Genomic DNA, 24,652 nt, shown 5'->3' with positions numbered 1-24,652 from the left:
CCGTCACCGCGCTTCCACTAGACGACCAGCGTTAGGATCGTAAATCCAATGCAGGATGGAGCGATCACGAATGCGCCCCACTGCCTCATCGATCACGTTGAGCGGCACAAGGAACCACTCACGCGGTTTGACCATGTGGCCGAACCGGTCAGGGATCGACAGATTGATCTGCGCGGCCGCAAACACCTTGTGGATCAGGCTTTCGAGCTTCTGGCAGTTCACGCCGTAAACCTTGTAGGTCGCGATCACTTCGACACCTGCGAGCAGATAGGTCGAACTCTTCTCGGCCCCGGAAATTCGGGCTTCCACTGATCCGCTGGTGACACCGATCTTGTGCATGATCTCGCGGTGCTCAGCCACAACCGGGTGCTCTGACTTGCTCCGCAGGACATAGATCGTGCCTGTCTCTGCCTCACCATCTTCTGCCCGATCAGCGAACAAAGGACCTGGTGCCGGGTCCGTGATGCGACGACCGGCGTCGTCTTCGTTGAGCTGGCGCTGGAGGGAGCGCATCAACATGCCGCTCTCAGTGCCGTTATCAAAGATCACGCGCAGACGTGCATCGGTGCGGCCCTGAGGGTTGGTGAACATCTCGTCCATCTCGGCCACATAGCAAATCTGGCCGAACACGATGAAGAATGCGCCAGGGCGGATTTCGGCCTTAAGTTCGAAGGGCCGGGTAATGCGCGTACCGTTCGCCAAATCTTCCTTCACCTGCCTGAACAAGGCTTCGAACTTCGCGAAATCGAGGCACTTTTCGCGGCGGGCGATTTCTTCCGCCGCCCGTTTGTCCTCGGCAGAGCGAACATGCCGGAGCTGGGTGATGTCCTCGCCCTCACCAAGGCCCGCAAGCTCCGCCATCAGATCGTCAGGATCTAGGTCTTCCTCTTCCTCGACATCCGGCGCGACCCTATCGAGGAGGCTATGCTTGTCGAAGGTGGCCAGCAGGGCGCGGCAGTCCTCTTGTGCGCGCAAGCGGTCCAGCCGCACGGCATAGAGGCGCTCGAAAATGTCGCGGTCCTCGCCATGCAGCGGGAGGCGCCCGTGCTCCTCGTAGAAGCGTTCGATATCCTCGAACCCTGCGATGATGCGCTCTTCGCGCGGGGTGTAGGAGGCTTGCTTCTTCGCGGCTGGCGCAAAATCGGCCAGTTCATCGGCGAGGGCATCAAGGTCGAGCTCACTCATAGCGGCCCTCCGCCTTGAAACGCATGAAGGCTGCCGCGCCTTCGGCAAGGCGCTGTTCCCATGCATCCGCTGTGGTAATCGAGGGCAGGCGCCCGCGCTCCTTCTTGAACTTCACCGCTCGCGCGGCGAGGTCCTTGGCCTCCTCGGCAGTGATCTTGGTGCGCTTGCCGGAAATCGCCGCCTGCACCTGCTTGAGCACCTTTTCGTCCATAGCCTTGGAGAGCACGGCATAGGCCGCCTGCCACGGATTTATGCTGTCGATGAGGTCAATGTCGAGTTCGCGCACGTCCAGGGCGATCTGGCGAACGCCGTCGATCAGAGCGGTGTTGGCACGGATTTCGCCGTCGTCTGCAGCAGCTGACCCCAACGCGAGTGCCTTGGACTTCTGCGTCAGGTTGAGCGCCGCGATGGCATGCTGGCGCACGGCCTCCTGGTCCTCTGCCGAGAGCTCGGGATACCGATCGCGCACGATCTTGCCCATCGCGACCTGAGTCAATTCCTGCGGCGGCGTCTCCTCGTCGAACATGCCGCGCTCGGCCACCGTCTTGGTCTGGACGAAAGCCGCGATCACCTCGTTGAGGTCTTCCTGCACGATGCGGGTGGCCTCGGGGCTCTTCGGCTCGACGAGGCCGGCAATCTCGAAGTGATACTGCCCCCTCTCCTCGTTCACGCCGATATTGACCTTGCCTTCCTGATAGCCAGCGGGGCCATAGTCGAAATCCGGCAGCGGGCCGCGGTTCTTCGGCGTGAAGGTAAAACGGGGTGCGAGCACCTGCTCCATCAACAGGCTGGCGGCGATGGCTTTCAGGGTGTCGTTGATTGCCTCGGCAACGGCGGCTTCGCTGGCATCGGGTTCGGCGATGAGGTTGGTGAAGGAGGCAAGCTCCTTGCCCGGCGCATCACGGGTGGCGCGGCCGATGATCTGGATGATCTCGGTGAGGCTGGAGCGATAGCCGACGGTCAGCGCATGCTCGCACCAGATCCAGTCGAACCCTTCCTTGGCCATGCCCAGCGCGATGATGATGTCGACATGATCGCGGTCGTTCTTGTGCGCCGGGTCCTTGAGCGCGGCAAGCACCCTCGCCCGGCGCGCGGGATCGCTGTCATCCACCAGATCGGCGATCTTGAGCACCCGGCCATCGGGCAGCGCGACCAGTTCGAAACCCGTTACCGGATCGGCCCCGGTCCATTTGCCGAGGTAGTGAAGGATCTCGTTCACCTCTGCGACCTTGTCCTTCGTGCTCTCGCGCGCATTGACCGAAGGAATATGGACGATCGTCTTGCGGCCGGGATCGAGGCAGTGCTCGATCGCTGATAGGTACCCATGGCTCTTGCTGTTGGGGTCCCAGCCGTAAAGGAAATAGCCGATGTTGAGCGCCTTCAGGTGCTCATAGCCGTTGAGCTGCTCGTAGTAGGTATAGGTAACGGTCTCGAACTTCGCCTCGTCCTCAGGGGGCAGCACCGGGGCGGCATCGCCCCGGAAATAGCTGCCGGTCATCGCCACGATATGGACCTTGTCGCGGGCAATGAAGGCGGCGAGCTGCGCGCCCAGCCGGTTGTCCGGGCTGGCAGAGACGTGGTGGAACTCGTCCACCGCGATTAGACGGCCATCGAAGGCCTCCACGCCCAGCGCATCCACCGCAAAGCGGAACGTGGCATGGGTGCATACCAGCACTGGATCGCCGCTGGTAAGGAACTGACGCACGGCCTTTACCTTGGAGGGATCAACCCGCTCCTCGTCCGGCCCCGGCGCGTTGCACAGGTTCCACTGCGGCTTCACGGTCCAATCGGCCCAAAAGCCGTAGGAAGCGAGCGGCTCATCGGCAAAGCTGCCGCCGATCGACTTTTCCGGCACGACGATGATCGCCTGGCGCAGCCCCTGATTGTGGAGCTTATCGAGCGCGATGAACATGAGCGCGCGGCTCTTGCCCGAGGCCGGCGGCGACTTGATCAGCAGATACTGCTCGCCGCGCTTGTTGTAGGCGCGCTCCTGCATCGGGCGCATGCCAAGGGCATTGGCCTTTGCGGAGACGCCGGTTCGCGCGGTTTGGAAGCTGACGGCTGGGATGGGTTTGGCGGTGGTCATGCTAGTTTGTCGTCTCGGTGATCTCTTCCAGAAAAGCTCTGCTTGAGGCCCGCTCGGCTGCTTTCAAACGCAGGACTTCCTCCTTCTTTTGGCGAAGAAACTTCGCAGAGTCCCAATCAGGATTGCCGATCGCAATTGAGTTTTTGGGCAAACTGAACTTGCGTCTCAACGCATCAACAATGGCGAATGCTTCGAGACCGAGGTCTGCATAGCCTTCCCAGCGCGCCTGAAAAAGCTCTTCGTAATCCGGAGGAAATGAATGTTCGGAAGCTGCAATGACGAACCGTTCGGTCCCAAGCGCGATGTTAGGTAGAGAAAGGATGCGATACATTAGGTCTGGGCTTATACTTGTCCAGTCGATGTTATCGGGAAAGGCAGGCGGTTCGGGAGAGTCGACCTGCGGTGCGTAGTATTCTTCTCCGCTGTCGGTCCTACCAGCGGGCCTACCTTCGGCAGTGCCATCATCGCCAACAACCTCGACGCACTTCTCAACATACTGGTCAAGGATGCAAACGATACGAACGGCAGCATATCGTCCAGAATTGCGTCGTCCGATCCAATAGGCAACGAGATCCTTTCCGATGGTGGTGACGTGCTCCCCTGATTGTTACCAGTCAGAGGTAGAGTCTCGCTCCTTCATGATGGGTGTTTGAGGGGATGGCAACGTGTCTGGGGGCATGCCCCCAGACACGTTGGCCGGCGATCTCGGCGGGGGTCTTCCCGCCCAGTTTGGAGTGTGGCCTGACCGTATTGTAATCGTGCCGCCAGGCAGCGAGCACGAACCGGGCATGAGCTAGCGAGGTAAACAGCGTCTCGTTGAGACATTCGTCGCGCAGGCGCCCGTTGAAGCTCTCGACGAAGCCGTTCTGCATCGGCTTGCCCGGCGCGATGTAGTGCCACTCGACCCGGCGCTCCTGCGACCAGCGCAGGATGGCCGACGAGGTCAGCTCGGTGCCATTGTCGCTGACCACCGTATGCGGCTTCCCCCGGATGCCCATCAGGCCGGTCAGTTCCCGGGCCACCCGTGCACCCGACAGTGATGTATCGGCCACCAGCGCCAGGCACTCGCGTGTGTAGTCATCGACCACGCACAGGATGCGGAAGCGCCGACCGCAGATCAGGCTGTCAGAGACGAAGTCGAGCGACCAGCGCTGGTTCGGGCCATCGGGCAACACCATTGGCCTGCGTGTGCCCAGAGCGCGCTTGCGCCCGCCACGACGGCGCACGCGCAGCCCTTCCTCCCGGTAGATGCGCAGCAGCTTCTTGTGATTGGGTGCGATGCCCTCCCGCGCCAGCAGATAGCCCAGGCGGCGATAGCCGAACCGGCGACGCTCCGCCGCCAGCTCGCGCAACCGTTGCCGCAGCGTGCCGTCATCCGGCCGTGTCGGCTCGTAACGGATCACCCTGCGGCTCACGCCAACCAATGCACACGCCCGACGCTCGCTCACCCCGTGATGCTCCCGGGCATGGGCGACGGCTTCCCGCTTGGCGCCGGGCGTTACCATTTTTTTGATGCCAGATCCTTCAACACGGCATTGTCGAGCATCGCCTCGGCCAAGAGCTTCTTCAGCCGGGAGTTCTCCTCCTCGAGCGTTCGCAACCGCCGGGCCTCGGACACCTCCAGCCCGCCGAACTTCGACTTCCACTTGTAGAACGTCGCCGAGCTGATCCCGTGGCGGCGGCAAACCTCCGCCGTCGGCAATCCGCCCTCCTGCTCCTTCAAGATCGCTATGATCTGCTCTTCGTTGAACCTGCTTCGCTTCATATCGTCCGACTCCTTGCGCCAGACTCTACCAAAAAGCGGTCACATTTCAGGGGAGCACGTCAGTGGCAACGACGCCGACGAGCACGCCGACAAAGCCAATGACCGCGTCGTTCATGTCGCCGCTGGCCTATCAATGAGCCTGAGCATTAGCGTCTATCCTCGCGCTCTTTGCGAAGTGCACGATCGAGCCACTTCGGCACCTGACTCACTTGAGAGAAGAAGATGTTCTCTGGCAGCTCATTCCAAAATGCAGTGATCGCATCGGCAAAGCGCAGCAGATCATCGTCGCTGACGGCTAAGGACGAGTAGTCCAAGGCGGAGACGAAAAATGCCGGAAGGCCGTCTTTCTTGCCAACCAGATCGGGCGCGATGGCTTTTAAGGTCTCGAAAGAAGGTCCATTCCCATGCTTGTAGACGTTAGTGACCAGCTGGCATCGGAACAGCTGATCAAACAATCCGAGCGTGCGCACCGGCCAACTACAGGCCTCGAAGAGATCGAAAAGCTCATCGAGCTTCACCGACCAAACTGCAGCATGCGCATGCTTGCCGAAGCCGTGGTGGCCAAGTTCTCGACCCAACCAGTCCCGCACTTGCTTTTCCCACTCGTGAAACATGCCCGCTATGATGCTAAGACGCGTGTTGTCGCGCAGATCAGAGAGCCTCTGATAAAAGCTGACGCTTTCATCCCATGATTGCTCATAATCGGAACCAGGATCGTCGCGATCGGGGTCAAAGGGCCTGCCTGCGAGCCATGCGTCTGCGAACGCATTGGCGTCGGCCTCCATGCTTTCATCCGTGAAATGATCGAGCAGGCGTCGCTTGCCCTCCGCAACATAGAACTCGTGGCTGGCAATCAGGTGCTCGCGCGTAGGCCTCCACATCTGCAAGAAGACACGATCAGGTTTTGTCATGCCGCTGCCTTCCTGCCCGTCAACTTGGTATCGAGTACGCAGAGCTTTTCCAGCCTTACTGTGTGGTTGCGAAAGCGGAGGCCGATGCATGCGCGCTCCTGCATCAGGCGCACGCCAAAGGCTTTAGCCATCGCGGAAACGCCCCTGCGCGCGGTCTGGAAACTGACGGCGGGAATGGGCTGGGCGGTGGTCATGCTGACGCGCTTCCTGCCGTATTCTTCCCGATCGCCCAAGTCCGTTCGATCGCCTCGTCGTCTGCAAGGAAGAACTCCCCGCCGAGGGGGCGCCCCGCATGAATGAGGTCTGAGATCATGGCTTGCTCGCCGGCCTTGGCATGGGCGGCGACGGGATACGGATCGAGCCCTTCATCCAGCGTCGATTTCAGGATACGCCAGCGATAGGCACCAGCGGGCAATGCGCGGTTGTGATCATCCCGGCGCACTGCTGGGCTGCGCGAGAAACCGACCTTGATGATGCGCCTGCCTTCGCTAGCATAGCCGAGGAAATGATCCGCATTGCCTTCCAACTGCAGGATGTAGAGGTGCTTGGGCCCTTCCGCTTCCCGCACCATGTAAGCGGACTGTGAGACGGGCCCGGGACGGCTGGGCTTCAGTGCATCGCGCCCCCGCTCCAGCACGAAGTCCGAGGTCATCTCGGCGCCGAACAGCGGCCTTGGCACGAGTTCAAGATCGAGAATCTTGCGGGCTTCGGTTCGGGTGAGGAACGCGCCGAAACGGCTGATCGCCATGCCTCTCTCGGTCGCATAGGTCTCATTGGCAAAGTCGGAGACCAGCGGCGCGCTATCGGGTGCGACCTGCCACGCGCGCAGGGCGCGGAAGGCGTGGTTCCATGAACCGGCCTTGGGCTCCACCTCATGCTTGCGCTTCAGGCCAGCGGGGGAAAGGAAGGTCTCGGTATCGCCTGTTTGATGCGAAAGCTGATAGATGCCGACCACCCGTCCGCGCATCTCCTTCGGGACGCTGGCCGTGTTGTTGCCATAGACCACGCCCAGAAAGCCGGGCTGGGTTTCCGCAAGGATCGTGCGCAAGCGGCCTTCGTCGGTGAAGGTCAGGCAGGGCCAGTCTTCGGGAGTGAAACCCCAATAGGCGGTGAGCACGACCTTGGGATCAGGCCCCTCTAATGTCGCGAGGGGATTGAGCACCTGATTGCCAGCGAGGCCATCTTGATGCGCGCGCTCGAATGCCTCCACGCTGCCATAGACGCTAACGATCCTCTGCCCCTGCGCAGGCATCATCGCTTGACCGCGTTCCGGCCAGCCATGCGCTTGGAACAGGTTGGCGAGCCGCCCGTCATAGTGCTGCGCGATCACCGCGCTGATTGCCTTGGCGTCCCACCCCGGTTCGCGCCGGGCGTTCATGCGGCTTTCCCCTTGGCGGTCATCTTGGTGTAGAGTTCGAAGAGCTTTTCCAGCCGTTCGGTGTCGTTGCGGAAGCGGCGGCCGATGTAGATGCGTTCCAGCACCTCGTCGTTGCGATCGTGCGCGGCGCGCAGGTCTTCGGGCATGGCTTCGGGATCATAGAGGTCAGCGATCGTCGCCGGGAAATGCGCCTCGCGGGCGAGGAGGATGTCCTCCGCGCAGCGCGTGAGGTCGGCCTTGTTCTGGTCGGTCAGGGTGGGGACTGGGAAGGCATTCCAACCCAGTGTGTTGGAATACCGATATCGCGTCTCCAGTTTGCCGCACACAGTGGCAATCCACACCAGATGCAAGCTCGAAGCGATTAGCCCAATGCACCAGACTGGCGCGTCATAGAGCGCGTAGGCAGCGTTGGAAATTATACATCCCTCTGGAAGCACTCCAACGGGAAGGAAGTTCCTGTTCTCACTTGTGTGGATGGGAACAATAACGGTGCGCTGACCGGGGCACCCCTGAACTTGTCGGAACCGGTGCGGATAAAGTGCGGCTGGTCGAGTTTCTTTCGCCTTGCTGGCCTCCCGAAAAACCCTCACCTGCTCAATGCGCTTGTTCAGGAATGAGCTGAATGGAGCATCTCGCGCCTGTTGGTCGTCAACCCAAATGCAGAACCTTGGAATACCTTTGATAAATTCATCTGACCCATAATATGGGCGTAAGAATGGCTGGTCCTGAGGAAATTCAGTAAGCGCAATTCTCTTATCTGCCGGGGAAAGGACAAGGTGTCCTCCATCCGTTGGCTTGTTGCCCCAGAACATCACTGGGAGACCGTTCAAGGGCTTTGAAGCCGCCTCGATGTAAAGATTGGGGCCAGCCACGATGTATGGGCTAATGTTTGAAACAGCGCGTTCAACGACGCTGCCATCAACGCCAGAGTCGTAGATTTTTGCCTCTTTGCCGTCATTGTGCGAAATGCCAACGACAACAACGGTAACGCCTGCGTTGTTGGAGGCTAAATTCTGCCATTTGAAGGAGGAATGCGCAAAAAATAGGCGCGCTCCATCGCTCAATATCAGAGGCCAAAACATATGCACAAGCTGACCTTGACATATTGAATTTGTTGAAACGAACGCCGCCCGCGCGTTCTGACCTTTTATGAACATCTTGGCTTTGTAGAACCATCCCATCACGTAATCGAACGACTTCCAATATGGTGTTATCGCTTGGAACAGATCTTTGAGGTCATCTTTCTGCTCGTCCTCTTGTGAGCTAAAACCCGAGTATGGGGGGTTGCCACACAGGTACGTCTCGCCTCCTTCATTCTCGAAATCGATCTCTGCCTGATCCAACGGCGTCTCGAACAGGTCGTTCGCCTGCACCTTCACCCCCGTCCCGGTCGGCGGGCAGATGCTCAGCCAATCCAACCGAAGGGCATTCCCGCAAGTAATCCAGTTCTGGCTGTCGAGCGGCAGGAACTCGGCAAGTGCCTCCTTCTGCCCACGATAGGTCACGTCGCACTGGTATTCGGCGATGATCAGGGCCAGCCGGGCGATCTCGGCGGGGAAATCGCGCAGTTCGATTCCGCGGAAGTTGGTGAGCGGAATGTCGCTGCGCCGATCGGGCTCGCCGCGCCGCCGGTTGATCTCGGCCTCAAGCTCCCGCATCTGCTTATAGGCAATCACAAGGAAGTTGCCCGAACCGCAAGCCGGATCGAACACGCGAATCTTCGCCATCCGCTGGCGCAGGTTCAGCAGCTTGCGCGCGTTATCGCCCGCCTCCTCCAGCTTGGCACGCAGGTCATCGAGGAACAGCGGGTTCAGCACCTTCAGGATATTCGGCACCGAAGTGTAGTGCATCCCCAGCGCGCCGCGCTCCTCATCATCCGCCACGGCCTGGATCATCGAGCCGAAGATGTCCGGGTTGATGCGTCGCCAATCGAGGCTGCCGATATGCAGCAGATAGGACCGCGCGATGCGGCTGAAGCGGGGGCATTCGGTAGAGCCGGAGAAGAGCTGCCCGTTCACATAGGGGAACACATCGGCATAGCGCTTGATCCCCGCCGCCGCACGATCGGCCAGCTTGGTATCCATGGCGCGGAACACTTCGGCCATGACGAGGTGCGTATCGGAGGAATCGCGCGCGCTCATCTGCTCGATCGTGCGGCTGAACAGCCCCTCGCCCACGAAGATATCGGTATCCTCGGCAAAGAAGCAGAAGATCAGCCGCGCCATGAAGTGGTTCATGTCGTGCCGACGATCGGCGCTGGCCCAATCCGGGTTGTCCTTCAGCAGCTCGACATAGAGCTTGTTGAGCCGCCCGGTCGCCTTGATGTCGAAAGCACTCTCGCGGATTTGCTCGACCGTGGTGATGCCAGCCAGCGGCAGGAAGAAGCCGAAGTGATCGGCGAACTGGGCATAGGCGCAGGCAACCGTGCCGCCCCCGCTCATGTCCTCGGCCTGAAACTCGATGCCATCGGTGGCGAGGATGAACTTCGCCTTCTGCGATGCTGTCTTGGCGCTGGCGCGCAGGGCGGCGAGCGTCGCGTCCACCTCTCCGGGCGCGCAGGCGGCGATATGGATGTTGCCGCGCTGGAGCACGGCGCCGGGCACGTCTGACTGATTGGTGTTGCCCGCCCTCAACCGCGCAATTGCGGTCTCCTTGTTCCCGAAGGCGCGCAGGAACTGGAACGGAAACTCGGCCCGATCAAACGGTTCGAGCGCGAGGGTGGATACGGCTTCATCGATCTCGACGGGGTTCATGGGGGGAGCTTAGCGCTCCAACGCAAGGGTCGTCCAGCGATGGCCGAGTCTGTCCATGCGAGGGAATCCGGAAAACACCTCCACCACTTAAACTTGGCGGAAGTGAATTCCGAAATTCAGAGTTGGCTGTTTCAATGGCCAAGCGCGGCAAGCTCTCAACGCGGCGCGTGACCCATCGATACGGCTTGCCCCTTCCTCCCTCATCAAGCCAACCTATCATCAATCGATCTCGAATGGTTTGTCGTAGCCTGATCGCTTGCTTGAGTGGCGTCGCCGCCAGAATGCGTCTACGTCGAAGTCGTGGACCTTGGAAGCGCGGTTCAACCTGTCGCGATGCCATTCGACGAGCCTGCGCTTCCAGATCGACCTGAGGTGCTTGCCGTCGCCAACGCTGAAGACTGCGTCGAAGATCGAGTAGTGGGATAGCCCTTCGGCGATGCGCAACGCTAGCCTGTCGGGATAACCCTGCAGCACGGTCTGGAAGCGATATCCGTCCCCCTTGGGCACCCGGATTTTTCCGTCATGCGGTAGCTTTGCGACGTAGCACGCCATTCGCCTGACCTCGTCGAAGTCAAACAGTTCACGCTCCATGACGGGCTGTGCGTCGAACGCGTTTTTCCACGAGCGAGACCCATTCAACTCCTTCTTTGCATCCTGGAACTTACGCCGAGATACCTTTCCCCATGCGATTGCGTGGGCGTGCAACATCAGAGTTCGTCCCTCGCCGCCAGCAGGGTAGTTCAGGAGGGGTTGGTTTTCGACCTCAACGATCGCGGACAGGCCGAGTGCCCTGATCGCTTTGTATACCTTCCGTTTGAGAGCACCGACTCTCAATATGGGAGTCCGATCGGACGTTAGGCCTAGATCGTCAGCGAACGTGATATGGAAGAACCTCATGCTAGGCTCGTCAAAGACCGGCTCGAGATCGTCGATCACCTCGAAAAGAATCTCCGCAGCCTTCTGCCGAGCGACAACATCGCACAGCCGCATGTCCCCCATGCATCCGTTGATACCGATGAGAGCTTCGAGCCTGCGCCGAGCAAGCTTCGAGGGTTTGAGATGATTGATGCCCCGTACAACACGGTTACAGAAGGCACCTGCTTTCGAGAGTTGGTGATTCAGCGTCGCTTCAGGCGACCTGACAGGGTATTTTGACATTTGGAAAAATCCTGCTGGAGCAGAGCAAGTCCCGAGGGTGGTTAAGAGCACTCGAGGACACCAAACTGAGCAGATTGCTGCTGTTGGCCACGCTGCCTACATATACTTCATGGCCCGACCACTATGGGAGCGGGCGCAAATGCCCCCTCCCATAGATCTTACGAGCGCTACTGCTTGCTGGCCTGATCCTTGGCGATCCGGCTCGGGAACGTGTTCGCCGCCTCATAAGCCTGCACTTCACGAAGGCGATAGCGGACACTGCGCCCCAGATAGGTCACCCTCGGTCCTTCACCCTTGTAGCGTTGCGCTCTGACGTACTTTACCGACTGGCCCCACCGGGCCGCGAGCCACTTCTCATCGAAGTATCGCTGTTTCGCGGATGATCCGCCGGTCGCAGTCAGCTTGGCAAGGATCGTCCGAAGCCGCTTGAGCTCCTTGCGACAATCCGCGTCGCTCAGCAGCTCGGGCTCTGTACGTCCTGTAGCGGGCTGCCTCTGCCCTATCTTACTCGTTGTCTTGCCCGGTTTGACGGCACCATCGTTGGCCAAGCGTGCGTTGGCGACATTCGATCCTGACTTTCGTGATGCGCCCAGTGCATGATCATTGGAGGTCTTCTTCTTTGTCATGTTCAACTCCATCGTTGGAAAGAGGGCGCCAAATTCGCAACCCATGGAGTCTCTTTACCGATCATGATTTTCCACCATTTGCGGGCGAGATATGCCGCCAAACATTCATAGATTAGGGCAAAATTGATGTGTTTTGTCCGGCTGTAAACGGATAAACGGAATCAAATTTGTATCCGTTTGACGAAGGATAAAACAGCGAATGACGAGGCGGACGCAATCTCCTGCGCTTGCAACGCAGAACTTTGAAAGGCGTGCTCAACGCATCATGGTCGAATGGCTGCGTCGCCTCGACCGGTTCTCGAACCTTCCACCGGCCGAACGCATCCTGATCGAGCACCCGGACGATTGGATGCGGAGATCGAGCTACCGCTTGATCCGAAACCTTATCCGCCGAGAGCAGGAGCACACCTTAGCTCCACTCGTCGCCAAGCTGGAGGGCGAACACAGACGCGGACGAGGCGTCGCTGGTCAGCCATTCAAACAAGGGCTTCTGGTGATGCAGATCCTGGTCCAACTGCCTGCAATCACCGCACCAGCGATGACCCGGAGTGGTCCGTCAGAGAGCGCGGATCGCCGCTTCATCGCTGATGCCAAGCGCAGAAACGAGCTTGGCGATGCAATGCAGTATGCTCACCTGCACAACGTGCCCTCAAAGTACTTCAACGCGTTCATCCGTCATGCGGGCACGAAGCGAATCAGAGCGATGCTGAAACACGATCGCCGGGAACCGGGGTTCAAGCTGAAGGTCTGAACGACGCGCGAGGCCCATACCGACCCCGCTACTTTGCCATGCAGTGCCGCCAAGTGCCATGCTGCGTGGTTGCTATGTGGTTGCTATTAGGAAAAATCGCCTTGATCGATTTCTCGGTAAGCTATTGATTCTAAATGGTGAGCCCTGCTGGGTTCGAACCAGCGACCTACTGATTAAAAGTCAGTTGCTCTACCGACTGAGCTAAGGGCCCACATGCAGACGGCGAGGGGACGCCCTACGGACCGGGGCGGGCCGGGTCAAGCGGGCGTGGAGGTGGCGGATGGTGCAGGTGCCCGCCGGATCGCGCCAATCCGGGGCGACAGAGGCGGCGGGAGTGAGGACGAAGGTGCGCTGGCGGAAGCGCGGATGCGGGATTGTGAGCGACTTGCTGTGCCAGAGGCCGCCGCTCCACAGCACGATGTCCAGATCGAGCGTGCGGGCGCCCCAGCGCTGGCCGCGGCGGACGCGGCCGAAGCGGGTTTCGACGGTCTGGAGCAAGGCGAGCAGCGCGGGCGGATCAAGTGTCGTGGCGACGCCCGCGGCGGCGTTGGCGTAGCGGCGGCGCGAGGGGCCGATCGGGGCGCTGGCGATGATGGGGGACATGGCCTCGACGGTGAGCCCCTCCCCCGCCATGGCGGCGAGCGCGGCGCGCAGGACCTGCGTCGGCGGGCCGTGGCGCGGATGGCGCTGGTTGGAGCCGAGCGCGATCAGGTAGCGCTGAAGCTCAGATATCTTCGGCAAGGCGGGTGTAGAGCTGGGGCCGGCGATCGCGGAAGAAGCCCATGCCGGCGCGGTGGCGGGCGGCTTCGGCGAGGTCGAGCGCCGAGACCAGGACGCCAGTTTCCTCCGCGCCATAGGCCGCGAGGAAATCGCCCCATTGGTCGGCGATGAAGCTGTGCCCGTAGAAGCGCTGAGGAGGCGTTCCTTGCATGCTCTCGCTGCCGATGCGGTTGGCGGCGATGACGGGCATGCAGTTCGATACCGCATGGCCGATCATCGCGCGGCGCCAGATGCGGCTGGTATCGAGGCCGGGATCGTAAGGCTCGCTGCCGATAGCGGTGGGGTAGAACAGGACTTCGGCGCCCATCAGCGCCATGGCGCGCGCGCATTCCGGATACCACTGATCCCAGCACACGCCGACACCGATGCGGGTGCCGAAGACATCCCACACCTTGAAGCCGGTGTTGCCGGGGCGGAAATAGTACTTCTCTTCATAGCCCGGGCCGTCCGGGATATGGCTCTTGCGGTAAGTGCCCACGATCTCGCCATCAGGGCCGATCATCGCGAGAGTGTTGTAGTAGTGGTGCCCATCGCGCTCGAAGAAGCTGGTGGGGATGGCGATCTTCAGGCTGCGGGCGAGCGCCTGCATGGCCCCCACCGAAGGGTGTTCGGCCAAGGGATGCGCGAGGGCGAACAGGGCCTCATCCTCGACCGTGCAGAAATAGGGCCCGGCGAAAAGCTCGGGCGGGAGGACGACTTGCGCGCCCTGCCCTGCCGCCTGCTCCACCAGCGCGCTGACCGCAGCGATGTTGGTCTGCGCGTCCGGCGCATTCAAGGCGAGTTGGAGGGCGGCGACGGTGAGCTGGGTCATGGCGGGGGAATTGGTGGTTCCGGGGGGGATTGTCAAAGGGTAAGCCCCCTCTCCCAACCCTCTCCCCTGAAGGGGAGAGGGCTCTAGGTAATCAAGGGCGCTTGGCGAAGAGCAGCGTCATGCGGTCGCTTTCGCCGATGGCTTCGTACTTGGCGCGATCCTTGTCCTTCAAGGTGAGGACGGGGGGCAGCGTCCAGACGCCGTCGGGCCAGTTGGCGCTGTCCTTGGGGTTGGCGTTGATCTCGCTCTTGGCGACCAGCTTGAAACCGTGGGCTTCGATGAGCGCGATGACATCGGCCTCGCGCATGTAGCCCATGGTGCCGAGAGTGTAGGACGCGGGCGCATCGGCCTTGGCGCGGTGTTCCTCGATGCCGAGGAGGCCATCATCCTTGAGCAGCGCGCGGATCGCGGTGAGATCGTTGTAGAGGAATCCATCGGGCCACATGTTGTGGACTTCGCGCATGATCATTACGCGGTCGACCGTACCCTTGCGATCGGCCGGGATGGCATCGAGCGTGAAGGCGGGGATGCGCTCTGCCGGCACGCCCGTCCAGCCGGCGGCCTTCGGCGGGAACGCAGCGGGGAACGCAGCGAGGCGGGTCTTCGTATCGCCCGAGGCGGCGGTGAGGCTGGCGGTGATGCCGATGTATTGGCCCTTTTCACCCAGATAGGGGACGAGGATGCGCGTGTACCAGCCGGCAGAGGGCATATAGTCGGCCACCGTCATGCCCGGCTTGATGCGGAAGAAGGCCAGCGTTTCGGCGGGATGGCGGAAGGCATCGCGGACGCGGTCACCATCGCGCCGGGGATCGGCAAGGGCCTTGGCCATGGCGGGATCCGCCGCGCTCGTCGCGTGGGCAGGAGCATCGGGCGCCGCCTGCAGTGCGGCGGGAATAGCGGCGACGGCGGCAAGCAGGATGGCAGAGAACAGGGCGGCTTTGCGCATGGGGGTAACTCCGGGGCTGATTCGAGCGAATGAGGTAGCCTAAGCGGGCAGGAGGCGATGACAACCGGGGCATTCGTTCCTATCTGGCCGATATAACTGACTGGGCATGACATCGGGGGCATTGCCCTCGGAAGCAAGGAACAAGTTGATGGCGCAGGCAATCATGGCAGGCGGGTGCTTCTGGTGCACCGAAGCGGTGTTCCGCGACGTGACAGGCGTGACCGACGTGGAAAGCGGCTATATCGGCGGCAGCGTGCCCGATCCGACCTACAAGCAGGTGTGCAGCGGGACGACCGGGCATGCCGAAGCGATCCGCGTGACGTATGATCCCGCGCTGCTGTCGCTCGACGATCTGCTCGATATCCATTTCGCGACGCATGATCCGACGACGCTGAACCGGCAGGGCAATGACGTCGGCACGCAATACCGCTCAGCGCTGTTTCCGACCGATGACGAGCAGCGCGAAGCGATGGAAGCGGCGATTGCGCGCGCCGCTGCGGCGAGCCCGAAGCCGGTGGTGACGACGATCGAAGGGCCGGCCACCTGGTATCCGGCGGAAGATTACCATCAGGAATACTGGCAGGGCGAAGGCCAGCGCAATCCCTATTGCCTCGCGGTGATCCCGCCCAAGCTGCAGAAGCTGCGCAAGAGCTTTGCGGCACGTGTGAAGGGGTAAGGTCCAGCACCGGCGTGGCGCCTGGCCGCTCTGGATTCCCGCCTTCGCGGGAATGACGAGGGACAAGGAATTGGGCCCTGGGAGAAGAATAGGGACTGTCCCTATTTTCTACTTCTCCCACATCGCGGCGAAGAAGCCGTCGATGCCGCCGTGTTCGGCAAGCATGCCGGGATCGCTGCGGAACCAGCCTTCGGCCGTAGGGGTCAGGCCGGCGGGAAGCTGGTCCGGCGTGACGGCGACGCGGCCGAGGGCCTTGACCCATTCGGCCTGCGCCTCGCCCTCGCCCGGCTCAAGCGAGCAGACCGCATAGACGAGACGGCCGCCAGCGCGGATCGCGCCCGAGGCGCGTTCGAGCAGCCCGCGCTGGAGGTCCTCGAGGCCGGTCTGGTCGATTCTGCGGTGGAGCACGTCCGGATGGCGGCGGCAGGTGCCGGTGGCGCTGCAGGGCGCGTCGATGAGGACGGCGTCGAACAGCTCCGCCGGGGGGCGCCACTGCATGGCATCGGCAGCGACGATTTCGACTTCAGCTTCAAGCCCGACGCGGGCGACGTTTTCGCGCAGGCGTTCGAGGCGGCGGGCGGACTTGTCGAGCGCAGTGACCTGCCAGCCGGCGGCGGCGAGCTGCATCGTCTTGCCGCCGGGCGCGGCGCAGAGATCGAGGACGCGGCGCCCCTCGCCGGGCCCGAGCAGGCTGGCGGGGATGGTAGCAGCGAGGTCCTGCACCCACCAGGCGCCTTCGGCAAAGCCTTCGATGGCCTCGATCGCGCCCGCACGGGCGAGGCGCACGTGGCCGGGCGCGAGCGAGATGCCGCCAAGGCGTGTCGCCCATTCGGCGGTGCGCGCGGGATCGCGCAGGGAGAGATCGAGCGGCGGCGGGACGGCAAGGCCGGCAGCGATGGCATCGACACGGGCGGGCCAGGCGCTGGTCCAGCGTTCGAGCGTGGCGGCGGGAAGCGTGGGCGTGGCGGGCAGGCCATCTCCGCGCAGCACGGCGGAGAACACCCCGTGCGCAAGGCGGCGCGGTCCGCCCACGAGCAGCGGCAGGCCGGTGGCAATCACCGCATGCGGCGGCAGGCCAAGGCGCAGCGCCTGCGCGAGCATGAGCCGCAACACGCTGCGCGCCTTGGCGTCTTCGGGGAGAATCTGGCGAGTGGCGCCATCGATCAGCCGGTCGAAATCGGGCAGCCAGCGCAAGGCTTCTTGCGCAATGGCGAGGGCGAGCGCGCGATCATCCCCGCGCTCGATCGCGCGCAGGACAGGCGGGGCGGCCTGATCGAGCGGATCACCCCGGCGCAGCACGGCATCGAGCAGGCGCAGCGCGGCGCGGCGGGCGGGGACGCCGGGGATATCCTCTTCGGCGGCTTGGGAAGAACGGGCCATTGGCCAGCCTATCGCGCGTGGTGCCCATCTTGGCAATTGCGCTTGCGAGCAGACCCCGGCAGACAGCCCGGATGGACAAGCCGATTTCCCGCGCGACCCAGCGCCCCGCAGGCTTTACCCGGCCAGCGCACTGGACCAACGAACCCGCCCCTGCGCCGGCGCCAGCCGAACAGCGCGACGATCCCGACGGGCTCGATCCCACGCGCTTTGGCGACTGGGAGAAGAACGGGATCGCGATCGATTTTTGAGCGCGGCGATTACTTCGGCAGCGCTGCCAGCGGCGGCAGCGGGTGCCAGCCCCAGGGATTGAGCGCGAAACCGGTGACGCCGGAGCGCACCAGCGACCAGCGCAAGGGCCGGGCAATCGGGATATAGGCGTTGGCCGAGGTCATCTCGGCCTCGGCCTCACCCAGCAGGCGGGCGCGTTCGCGCATGTCGGTGGTCTGCCGGGCCTGGGCCAGCAGCGTATCGCCTGCGGCGAGGCAGGCGGGCTTGTGGACCGAGCAGGCCAGCTGATTGAGGAACCATGAGGCGCGGCCATAGCGCGCGGTCGTGTCGATCAGGCGCAGGTCTGCCGGTTTGTCTTCGGCGACTTGCACCGTGACAATGCCGATGGCCTTGAAATCGGACGCGATCAGATCGATCACGCGGCGCGTGCCCGGTCCGTTTGGCGCGGCGATGCGCAGGAGCGGGGCGGGCTTGCCTGCGGCCATGTAGTGGGTGACACGCTCTGCCGCGAGGGCGCGGCGCTGTTCGAGCGCGACGCCGACCCAGCGTTCACCCACGGTGCCGGCATCGCCTTCGACCCCGGCGGAGACCACGCGGGTGGTCGGTTCCCAGCCGCCGATGTTGAACGCGCCGATGATGGCATCGCGATCGATGGCAAGCGCGAGGGCTTCGCGGTTCGGCGCATCGGCGAGGAAGCCGCTGTCGTTATCGACGAGGAGGCCGAACATGCCGATGACCGGATCGAGCTGCACGTTGCCGCGCGCCAGACTGGTTTCCTCGGCCAGCGGGAGCGAATCGATCCTTCCGCCGAGCACGAGATCGGCAGAACCATCGTTGAAGCGGCCGACCGCCTTGTTCGCGGGGAGGAACTCGACCACGAGGTTGCGCGCGTGGCTGGCGAAGCCTTCTTCGGGCGTGAGGCCGCGCTTTTCCGGCGGGATCAGCGAGAGCACGGTCTTGTCGCCGCGCCGGGCAAGCCCCATCGGGCCGGCGCCGCGGTGGGCATTGGGCAGGCCAAGTTCGGGCTGGGCGAGCAGCGTGAGCAGATCGGGGACTGGGGCAACGAGATCGATCTCGATCACCCGGTCGGCCATCACGCGGACTTGCTCGATCGAGGCAAGATCGAGCCCTAGCGCTGTGCCCTTGAGCTGGGCGAGCGCCCCCCGCAGCGCGGCGACGGCGGTTTCGGCCGTGATCCGCGATCCGCCGGGCCAGGTCCCGTCGCGCAGGCGGAAGATGTAGCTCTGGCCATCGTCGGTGATGATCCAGCGATCGGCAATGGCGGGGACGATGTGCCCTTCGGCATCGAAGGCGACGAGCCCTTCGACCGTGGCGCCGCGCAGCGTGCGCGCGGCAGGCGAGAGGCGCACGCCACTGGGACCGAGCGCGCTGCGATCACCGATCAGGGCTACCGGCAAGGGCCCCTCGCTGCGCCGCCCGCATGCCGAGACGCCGAGAAGCAGCGCACCGATCCCGGCAAGGCCGAGGGCAGCAACCAAAGCGCGGCGGGGCACGGAAAGATCGGGAACGCGCACCATTACCGGCGGTGCTAGCACGCGTGGCCGCGCGGGTCAGCGCCGGAAGGGCGGCAGACCAGCAAGAATCATCAGATTTTTTGCAAGATCAGATCTTGCGCAGGCGTGCCGGATCGACCGCGGCGAGGACGGGCTTGACGAAGCGCGGCATTTCGGACGCCTTGGTTGCAAGCGGCTCGCGCGCGAGCTTGGGATCGATTTCTTCGACGAAAGCGATGCCGAAGCGGTTTTCCTGGATCCAGGCGACGACGCCTTCAACCCAGCCGATATTGCGCAGATTGATTTCGAGCTTGGCGCCGCGAGTGACCTTGACGTGCCCTTCGGCCATCATCCCGCCGCCCGAAAGGTTGCGCACCTTGACCCGGTGCTCGTCCCCCGCCCCGGCAAGACGCACGTCTGCCATGAGAAAGAGGCTGTCACGCCCAACCTGCCGATGATCGAGTTCAGTCACGCCCGGTTTCCGTCTCATCTGCCGAAGAAGGTCTCCGCGATCAGCCGGTGGATCCGGGCTGAACGCTACGAAGAAAATTCACAGAACTTTCTAGCGATTTGCTAAGCGAGGCTGCCTAACGAAACCTTAAACCGGTACGCTGTTAACGGACATTTGCGCAGGCTGTGCCGGAGCGGGACAGTCTGCAGGCAAAGCCTTTCGCGGGGCCGAACCTTACATGTCGCGGGAGATTTTCTCGCGCCGTTCGTGGGCTTCCTGCGCCTCGACCGTCATCGTGGCGATCGGACGGGCGATCAGACGGCCAAGCCCGATCGGTTCACCCGTGACTTCGCAGTAACCATATTCGCCTTCATCGATGCGGCGCATTGCAGAATCGATCTTGGCGATCAGCTTGCGCTGCCGATCGCGCGTGCGCAGTTCGATGCCCCACTCCGTCTCGCTCGACGCGCGATCGTTGAGATCGGGTTCGCGGATCGGACCATCCTGCAGCGCGGAGAGCGTGCCGGCCGAAGCGGACAGGATCGACTTCTTCCATTCGAGCAGCAGGCGGCGGAAATAGTCCTGCTGCGCTTCGCACATGTAAGGTTCGCCATCGGAAGGCAGATAATCGCCTGGCATGGCCCGGCGGGCTTTGGCCAGAACGTCGATCTCGTCACTCAAAACCCCAGCCATCCGGCCCTCCAAGCTGCTGCTCTTGCGACCCTTAGGCGCCGCTTCGCCCACGGGCGGGCGATCATGGCTCCCGGTTTGGCGGGCCTATAGGCAAGTGGCGGAATCCGCACAAGGTTTTCCTCAGGGGCAATCCCAAGTTGTACCCAGCCCCTTCGTGTGGGGTCTTTTTTGCGTCGTTAACCACTTGTTGACCAAGTTTGGTGACTTTGTGCTGCAGCGGGCCAGCCTGACCGGGGGCCGAAGGGACAGGGGAAGAGTTAATGGCACAGACTTGGATCAAGCTGGTCTCCGAGACCGAAGCTTCCACCAGTGACGTCGACAGCATTGCAACCGACACCCTGGTTGCAACCTGCCTCGCGGCGGCGGCGGCGGGCGATATGGACGCGCTGTTCGACCTTGGCGTTGCCTTTTCGACCGGCAGCCACGGCGCGCCCTGCGACCTGATCGAGGCGCACAAGTGGTTTAACCTCGCCGCAGTGGGCGGACACGAGGAAGCCGCTATCTGCCGCGCCGAAGTTTCCGACGACATGACCGCGCGCGAAATCGCCGAAGCCCAGCGCCGCGCGCGCGAATGGCTGCGCATGATGCGGACCGATATCCGCGCGGCTTGAGGCCAGGCCTTAAACTTCAGGCGAATTCGTCGCGGAAGCGCGATAGTTGATGCATCCGGGCGTGAAGCACCGTGACGATGCCGACTGTCTCATCGTCCAGCAACCGCCAGTAGATGAAATGGCTTTCGTAACGACAGAAATAGCCAGGTTGGCCAAACGCGCCCGGAATGGGGCGCCACGGGACCAACCGTGCCGCAATTGCCTCAAACCTTTCGAACAGTCCGCGCAAATATCGCTCGGCCTGCTGATCGCCCCATTGATCCAGCGTGTAGGCGTAAATCTCAGCCAGCCGCTCTTCTGCAACCTGCTGAATCTGGTAGGACATCACTGCCTGGTGCGAGCACGATGGCGGGCAATGATGTCATCCGCTGTTACTGTACGATAGCTTGAGGCCGGCGCCGAGAAGGCAATCGCAAGTTCTGCCTTCAACTTCTCGAAGCGCTCCTGCTCTGCCTTTTCCATATCCTGCCGGATAAGGTGGCGGACATATTCGCTCACGTTCTCGAAGGCGCCATCATCGTCAACGTTGGCAGAGACGAAATCGCCCAGTGCGCCGCTGACCCTGACATTGAGCGTCATTTCCTTGCCCATCTGCGCCTCCTGATGACTTGTCCTCAACATAAGGACATTTCTTTACAGGCGCAATGGCGCTAACCCTTCCGGAACGGGGTGCGTTCGCCGAGCCACATCTGCTCCTGCGCCACGCCGCGGCGTTCGCGTTCGAGGAAATCGGCGACGGCGCTGCGGAAATTGGGGTCTGTGATGTAATGCGCGGACCAGGTCGGCACCGGTTTGTAGCCGCGCGCGAGTTTGTGTTGCCCTTGCGCGCCCGCCTCGACGCGCTTCAACCCCAGCGCGATGGCAGCGTCGATCGCCTGATAATAGCACAGTTCGAAATGCAGGAAGGGCTTGTCGACCACGGCGCCCCAATAGCGCCCGTAGAGCGCTTCGCTGCCGATGAAATTGAGCGCGCCGGCCACCGGCTGTTCCCCGATGAAAGCCATGACCAGCAGGATGCGGTCCGCCATGCGTTCGCCCATCAGGGTAAAAGCCTCACGCGTGAGGTAGGGCTGGCCCCATTTGCGCGCGCCGGTGTCCTGATAGAATATCCAGAAGGCGTCCCAGTGTTCGGGCAGGATCGCCTCACCGGTCAGCGCGCGGATCTCGACGCCGTCCTGCGCTTTCGCGCGCTCCTTGCGCAGGTTCTTGCGCTTTTCGGAGGAGAGAACGCCGAGGAAATCGTCGAAGCTGGCGTAGCCTTCGTTGTCCCAGTGGAACTGGGTATCGGTGCGCAGCAGCCAGCCGGCTTCCTCGAACAGGGGAAGCTGCGCGGGTTCGATGAAGGTGGCGTGGGCCGAGGAGAGCTTGTTCTGCTCGCAGATCTGTTCGGCCACCTTGAGCAAGGGCACGCCAAGCGCCGGGTGATCGCCGGTGAGCAGGCGCGGACCCGTGGCGGGGGTGAAGGGCACGCTGATCTGGAGCTTGGGATAGTACTGCCCGCCCGCACGGTGCCAGGCATCGGCCCAACTGTGATCGAACACGTATTCGCCCTGGCTGTGGCCCTTGAGATAGGCCGGGAGCGCGGCGGCTGCGACGCCGGCGGCATCCTCGATCACGAGCGGGAGGGGGGACCAGCCGCTGCGCCCGCCGACACTGCCGGATTCTTCCAGCAGCGTGAGGAAGGCGTGGGTGGTGAAGGGATTGCCTTGCCCTGCCAGTGTGTCCCATTCGGCGGAAGGGATTTCGCCGACAGCGTGGTGGACGCGCGCAGTGATGCTCACGGGCGGGCGGCCCTGCTCAGCCCCGCTCCTTCCGCGATCGGACCATCGCCGTGCCGCAGTGCGCGTTCCATGAGATCGGGCGTGTTGACCGTCCACGTGAGCACCGGGAAGCCCCGGCGGCGCTGCGCGCCGGCAAAGCGGCTCGGCATGTCCGAAATATCGTAGGCGAGGAAATCGGGCTGCGCGCGCCACAGCATCATGTGGCGCTGCGTGCGCGCGAACAGTGTGCGGCTGCCTTCTTCCGACATCACCAGACCGCGCACGATGTGCGAGGAATGGCGCGCGAACCAGCGGGGAACGCGCGGATCGAAGCTCATCACTGCGACAGGTCCGAGATAGCCTTCCAGCATCCGGCGCACCGCAAGGCAGATCGCGGGGATGCGCGTGGAGGGCCGCGTCTTGACCTCGATCAGCAGGGGTACGCGTCCGGCCACGAGATCGAGCAGCTGGCGCAGGCTCGGGATCGTGTCTTCATCGTTGCCGACGATGTGGATCTGCGCAAGCTTGGCCGCGCTGCGTTCGATCAAGAGGCCGGTTTCCGCCGTCAACCGATCGAGCTCCCAATCATGGAAGACCATGGCCTGCCCATCGCTGCTGCGCTGGACATCGCATTCGATGCCAAGCCCGGCCTCGATCGCAGCGGCGAACGCAGACATGGCGTTTTCAGGCAGAGTCGTCCCATTGGGCCCGGGACCGTGAAGGCCGCGGTGCGCATAGGTCACGCCCTTGAGCCAGGCCACCTTCTCCGCCTGCGGAGGCGGTGTCAGCAGGCGATCAAGCAGGAAGGACAGCAAATACAGCATCGATTTCCACTGCGCAGCCGAGGGGGAGCGAAGGCACGCCGACGGCGCTGCGGCTGTGCTTGCCGGCATCGCCGAACATCGCAACCATGAGCTCCGAGGCGCCATTGGCGACCTTGGGCTGATCGGTGAATTCCGGGGTGCAGGCGACGAACGCACCGAGCTTCACGACACGGACGATCCGGTCCAGCGAGCCCAGCGCAGCCTCGGCCTGGGCGAGCAGCATCAGCCCGCAACCGCGCGCGGCAGCGAAGCCCTGCTCGACCGAGAGATCCTCGCCCAGCCGGCCCTTGACCAGCGCGCCATCGACGAACGAGACCTGGCCCGAGACATAGAGGAAACCGCCAGCCTCGACCGTGGGGACATAAGCGGCGACCGGGGCAGCGGGAGCGGGCAGCGAAAGGCCGAGTTCGGCCAGCTTGGCAGCGGCATTATAGGTCATCGTTGACTCCGTTTATGCGGTCCATAAGCCAGGGCAGCGCATGCTCCCATTCGTCGATACGGGCATGAGCATGGCCCTTTACATGCGCGCAATCGATGTGGCGCGCGATCATCGGCTCACCGCAAAGGTGCAGCCGGCTGACATGCGGGGCGATGTCCATGACCGAGCCGTGGTGCTGCGGCAGATCATCGATGAACACCGCGCGGCTGGGCTGGTATTCATCGAGAATGGCCTTGAGCGCCGGGCCTTTGGGGCCCTGGTTGGTAAAGACGCGCGCCGTGATGCCGACATCGCGCAACTGGCGGGCGCGGGCCTCGCGGCGATCATCGTTGAGATTCGTGAGGATGACGACATCGGCATGCTGCGCAAGCGCATTGATGCCCTCGACCGCGCCGGGAATCGCCGGCTGGCGGTGCATCTCGGTATCGAAGAACAGGCCGAGCAGGCGCCATATCTCCGCCGGGGGGACGGCATCGCCGGTGCCGGCATAGCGCATGGCCTTGCCGAAATCGCTGTTTTCCATCACGAAATCGATGCCGTGCTGTTCGCCCAGCCAATCCTTGTAAGGCGCGACCATGTGCAGCAGCACTTCGTCGCAATCGCTGATCACCAGCGGTTTCGTCATCACAATTTCTCCCGGGCGGCAGCCAGATCGGCCGGGGCGAGGCCCAGCGCTTCTGCCGCTGCAATCAGATCCGCCTCATGCCCGCAGAGAAACTCGAGCACCGCGCCCTGCACGGCCGCATCGCCGAGCCCGGCGCGCAGTTCATCGGGGGTGAGCCCGGTGAGCGCGAGGAACCGTTCGGCCCGCGGCGCATCGCCCAGCACCCAGCCCAGCGCCTGCAGCGCAGTGGCGGCAGGATCAGGAAGGGAGGCGGATGCGCGGGCGATTGTCAGGGCCTTCCGGGGTGAGTAGGCAAGCATCT

General features: G+C 62.9%; 28 protein-coding genes and 1 tRNA gene. 4 read left to right on the top strand and 25 right to left on the bottom strand.

Features of this window, described 5'->3' with window-relative positions; translation table 11 throughout:
• Nucleotides 1-3: 3 nt before the first annotated feature.
• The 10 genes from ACO056_RS04910 to ACO056_RS04865 all read right to left on the bottom strand — a co-directional run bounded on the left by ACO056_RS04910 (nt 4) and on the right by ACO056_RS04865 (nt 11,862).
• Nucleotides 4-1,185 (bottom strand): GIY-YIG nuclease family protein, encoded by a 1,182-nt coding sequence (locus ACO056_RS04910; protein WP_421852663.1) that lies wholly within the window; start codon nt 1,183-1,185, stop codon nt 4-6.
• On the bottom strand, nt 1,178-3,271 hold the full coding sequence (locus ACO056_RS04905; RefSeq protein ID WP_421852660.1) for a DEAD/DEAH box helicase: 2,094 nt from the start codon (nt 3,269-3,271) through the stop codon (nt 1,178-1,180). Before ACO056_RS04905 ends, ACO056_RS04910 begins: the two co-directional genes overlap by 8 nt.
• Nucleotide 3,272: 1 nt before the next feature.
• Nucleotides 3,273-3,602 carry a hypothetical protein gene (locus tag ACO056_RS04900; RefSeq protein ID WP_421852657.1) on the bottom strand — a complete coding sequence of 110 codons (330 nt, stop codon included), beginning with the start codon at nt 3,600-3,602 and terminating at the stop codon, nt 3,273-3,275.
• A gap of 283 nt (nt 3,603-3,885) precedes the next feature.
• A protein-coding gene (locus tag ACO056_RS04895) for an IS3 family transposase (RefSeq protein ID WP_421846432.1) occupies nt 3,886-5,036 on the bottom strand; the annotation gives its coding sequence in 2 pieces (ribosomal slippage) (nt 3,886-4,784 and nt 4,784-5,036; 1,152 coding nt in all).
• 146 nt (nt 5,037-5,182) lie between these two features.
• Nucleotides 5,183-5,947, bottom strand: coding sequence for a hypothetical protein (locus tag ACO056_RS04890; RefSeq protein ID WP_421852654.1), 765 nt, complete (start codon nt 5,945-5,947; stop codon nt 5,183-5,185).
• A complete protein-coding gene (locus ACO056_RS04885) occupies nt 5,944-6,141 on the bottom strand; it encodes a hypothetical protein (protein WP_421852651.1) in 198 nt (65 codons plus the stop codon). The genes ACO056_RS04890 and ACO056_RS04885 overlap by 4 nt, the downstream gene beginning before the upstream one ends.
• On the bottom strand, nt 6,138-7,325 hold the full coding sequence (locus ACO056_RS04880) for a hypothetical protein (RefSeq protein ID WP_421852648.1): 1,188 nt from the start codon (nt 7,323-7,325) through the stop codon (nt 6,138-6,140). The genes ACO056_RS04885 and ACO056_RS04880 overlap by 4 nt, the downstream gene beginning before the upstream one ends.
• Nucleotides 7,322-10,078 carry a class I SAM-dependent DNA methyltransferase gene (locus ACO056_RS04875; RefSeq protein ID WP_421852645.1) on the bottom strand — a complete coding sequence of 919 codons (2,757 nt, stop codon included), beginning with the start codon at nt 10,076-10,078 and terminating at the stop codon, nt 7,322-7,324. The genes ACO056_RS04880 and ACO056_RS04875 overlap by 4 nt, the downstream gene beginning before the upstream one ends.
• 219 nt (nt 10,079-10,297) lie before the next feature.
• Entirely contained in the window at nt 10,298-11,236 is a 939-nt protein-coding gene (locus ACO056_RS04870; RefSeq protein ID WP_421852642.1) for a hypothetical protein, read from the bottom strand.
• 167 nt (nt 11,237-11,403) lie between these two features.
• Nucleotides 11,404-11,862: a hypothetical protein gene (locus ACO056_RS04865; RefSeq protein WP_421852640.1), complete on the bottom strand. Its 459-nt coding sequence runs from the start codon at nt 11,860-11,862 to the stop codon at nt 11,404-11,406.
• A 265-nt stretch (nt 11,863-12,127) separates the two neighbouring features.
• Between ACO056_RS04865 and ACO056_RS04860 the strand changes: the two genes are divergently transcribed.
• Nucleotides 12,128-12,613 (top strand): hypothetical protein, encoded by a 486-nt coding sequence (locus ACO056_RS04860; RefSeq protein ID WP_421852637.1) that lies wholly within the window; start codon nt 12,128-12,130, stop codon nt 12,611-12,613.
• Nucleotides 12,614-12,748: 135 nt separating this feature from the next.
• Here the strand turns inward: ACO056_RS04860 and ACO056_RS04855 are convergent.
• The 4 genes from ACO056_RS04855 to ACO056_RS04840 all read right to left on the bottom strand — a co-directional run bounded on the left by ACO056_RS04855 (nt 12,749) and on the right by ACO056_RS04840 (nt 15,150).
• Nucleotides 12,749-12,824, bottom strand: a tRNA-Lys gene (locus tag ACO056_RS04855).
• The gene (folK, locus tag ACO056_RS04850) at nt 12,815-13,354 is read right to left on the bottom strand and encodes a 2-amino-4-hydroxy-6-hydroxymethyldihydropteridine diphosphokinase (protein ID WP_421852634.1); all 540 of its coding nucleotides are present in this window, start codon (nt 13,352-13,354) and stop codon (nt 12,815-12,817) included. The genes ACO056_RS04855 and folK overlap by 10 nt, the downstream gene beginning before the upstream one ends.
• A complete protein-coding gene (gene aguB / locus ACO056_RS04845) occupies nt 13,338-14,204 on the bottom strand; it encodes an N-carbamoylputrescine amidase (RefSeq protein WP_421855306.1) in 867 nt (288 codons plus the stop codon). Before aguB ends, folK begins: the two co-directional genes overlap by 17 nt.
• Nucleotides 14,205-14,295: 91 nt before the next feature.
• Nucleotides 14,296-15,150 carry a class I SAM-dependent methyltransferase gene (locus tag ACO056_RS04840; protein WP_421852631.1) on the bottom strand — a complete coding sequence of 285 codons (855 nt, stop codon included), beginning with the start codon at nt 15,148-15,150 and terminating at the stop codon, nt 14,296-14,298.
• A 148-nt stretch (nt 15,151-15,298) separates the two neighbouring features.
• Here ACO056_RS04840 and msrA point away from each other — a divergent pair, with 148 nt between their 5' ends.
• Nucleotides 15,299-15,826, top strand: coding sequence for a peptide-methionine (S)-S-oxide reductase MsrA (gene msrA, locus ACO056_RS04835; RefSeq protein ID WP_421852628.1), 528 nt, complete (start codon nt 15,299-15,301; stop codon nt 15,824-15,826).
• A gap of 108 nt (nt 15,827-15,934) precedes the next feature.
• On the opposite strand, the gene ACO056_RS04830 is transcribed toward msrA, so the two are convergent.
• Nucleotides 15,935-17,206: an RsmB/NOP family class I SAM-dependent RNA methyltransferase gene (locus tag ACO056_RS04830; RefSeq protein WP_421852625.1), complete on the bottom strand. Its 1,272-nt coding sequence runs from the start codon at nt 17,204-17,206 to the stop codon at nt 15,935-15,937.
• Nucleotides 17,207-17,277: 71 nt separating this feature from the next.
• On the opposite strand from ACO056_RS04830, the gene ACO056_RS04825 reads away from it, so the two are divergent.
• The gene (locus ACO056_RS04825) at nt 17,278-17,454 is read left to right on the top strand and encodes a DUF1674 domain-containing protein (RefSeq protein WP_421852622.1); all 177 of its coding nucleotides are present in this window, start codon (nt 17,278-17,280) and stop codon (nt 17,452-17,454) included.
• 9 nt (nt 17,455-17,463) lie between these two features.
• Here the strand turns inward: ACO056_RS04825 and ACO056_RS04820 are convergent, their stop codons facing one another.
• From ACO056_RS04820 to dksA, 3 genes are all read right to left on the bottom strand, one after another.
• The gene (locus ACO056_RS04820; protein ID WP_421852619.1) at nt 17,464-18,972 is read right to left on the bottom strand and encodes an ABC transporter substrate-binding protein; all 1,509 of its coding nucleotides are present in this window, start codon (nt 18,970-18,972) and stop codon (nt 17,464-17,466) included.
• Nucleotides 18,973-19,057: 85 nt separating this feature from the next.
• Nucleotides 19,058-19,420: a PilZ domain-containing protein gene (locus tag ACO056_RS04815; protein ID WP_421852616.1), complete on the bottom strand. Its 363-nt coding sequence runs from the start codon at nt 19,418-19,420 to the stop codon at nt 19,058-19,060.
• Between the two features lie 213 nt (nt 19,421-19,633).
• On the bottom strand, nt 19,634-20,092 hold the full coding sequence (gene dksA / locus ACO056_RS04810; protein ID WP_421852613.1) for an RNA polymerase-binding protein DksA: 459 nt from the start codon (nt 20,090-20,092) through the stop codon (nt 19,634-19,636).
• Nucleotides 20,093-20,352: 260 nt separating this feature from the next.
• Here dksA and ACO056_RS04805 point away from each other — a divergent pair, with 260 nt between their 5' ends.
• On the top strand, nt 20,353-20,703 hold the full coding sequence (locus tag ACO056_RS04805; protein WP_421852610.1) for a hypothetical protein: 351 nt from the start codon (nt 20,353-20,355) through the stop codon (nt 20,701-20,703).
• 16 nt (nt 20,704-20,719) lie between these two features.
• On the opposite strand, the gene ACO056_RS04800 is transcribed toward ACO056_RS04805, so the two are convergent.
• Genes ACO056_RS04800 through ACO056_RS04770 form a run of 7 tightly spaced genes read right to left on the bottom strand, consistent with a single transcriptional unit; the run spans nt 20,720 to nt 24,650 of the window.
• Complete coding sequence (locus ACO056_RS04800; RefSeq protein ID WP_421852607.1) at nt 20,720-21,028, bottom strand: type II toxin-antitoxin system RelE/ParE family toxin; 309 nt, start codon at nt 21,026-21,028, stop codon at nt 20,720-20,722.
• Nucleotides 21,028-21,294, bottom strand: coding sequence for a ribbon-helix-helix domain-containing protein (locus tag ACO056_RS04795; protein ID WP_421852604.1), 267 nt, complete (start codon nt 21,292-21,294; stop codon nt 21,028-21,030). The genes ACO056_RS04800 and ACO056_RS04795 overlap by 1 nt, the downstream gene beginning before the upstream one ends.
• 59 nt (nt 21,295-21,353) lie before the next feature.
• Nucleotides 21,354-22,484, bottom strand: a complete 1,131-nt coding sequence (locus ACO056_RS04790; protein WP_421852601.1) for a GNAT family N-acetyltransferase — start codon at nt 22,482-22,484, stop codon at nt 21,354-21,356.
• A complete protein-coding gene (locus ACO056_RS04785) occupies nt 22,481-23,287 on the bottom strand; it encodes a glycerophosphodiester phosphodiesterase family protein (RefSeq protein ID WP_421852598.1) in 807 nt (268 codons plus the stop codon). The genes ACO056_RS04790 and ACO056_RS04785 overlap by 4 nt, the downstream gene beginning before the upstream one ends.
• On the bottom strand, nt 23,259-23,726 hold the full coding sequence (locus ACO056_RS04780) for a RidA family protein (protein ID WP_421852595.1): 468 nt from the start codon (nt 23,724-23,726) through the stop codon (nt 23,259-23,261). The genes ACO056_RS04785 and ACO056_RS04780 overlap by 29 nt, the downstream gene beginning before the upstream one ends.
• Entirely contained in the window at nt 23,716-24,351 is a 636-nt protein-coding gene (locus tag ACO056_RS04775; RefSeq protein ID WP_421852592.1) for an HAD family hydrolase, read from the bottom strand. Before ACO056_RS04775 ends, ACO056_RS04780 begins: the two co-directional genes overlap by 11 nt.
• Entirely contained in the window at nt 24,351-24,650 is a 300-nt protein-coding gene (locus ACO056_RS04770) for a DUF3572 family protein (RefSeq protein WP_421852589.1), read from the bottom strand. Before ACO056_RS04770 ends, ACO056_RS04775 begins: the two co-directional genes overlap by 1 nt.
• Nucleotides 24,651-24,652: the final 2 nt, after the last annotated feature.

The organism is Novosphingobium sp. (assembly GCF_965228995.1).
Classification (GTDB): domain Bacteria; phylum Pseudomonadota; class Alphaproteobacteria; order Sphingomonadales; family Sphingomonadaceae; genus Novosphingobium.
This window is presented reverse-complemented; position numbering and strand designations above follow the sequence as displayed.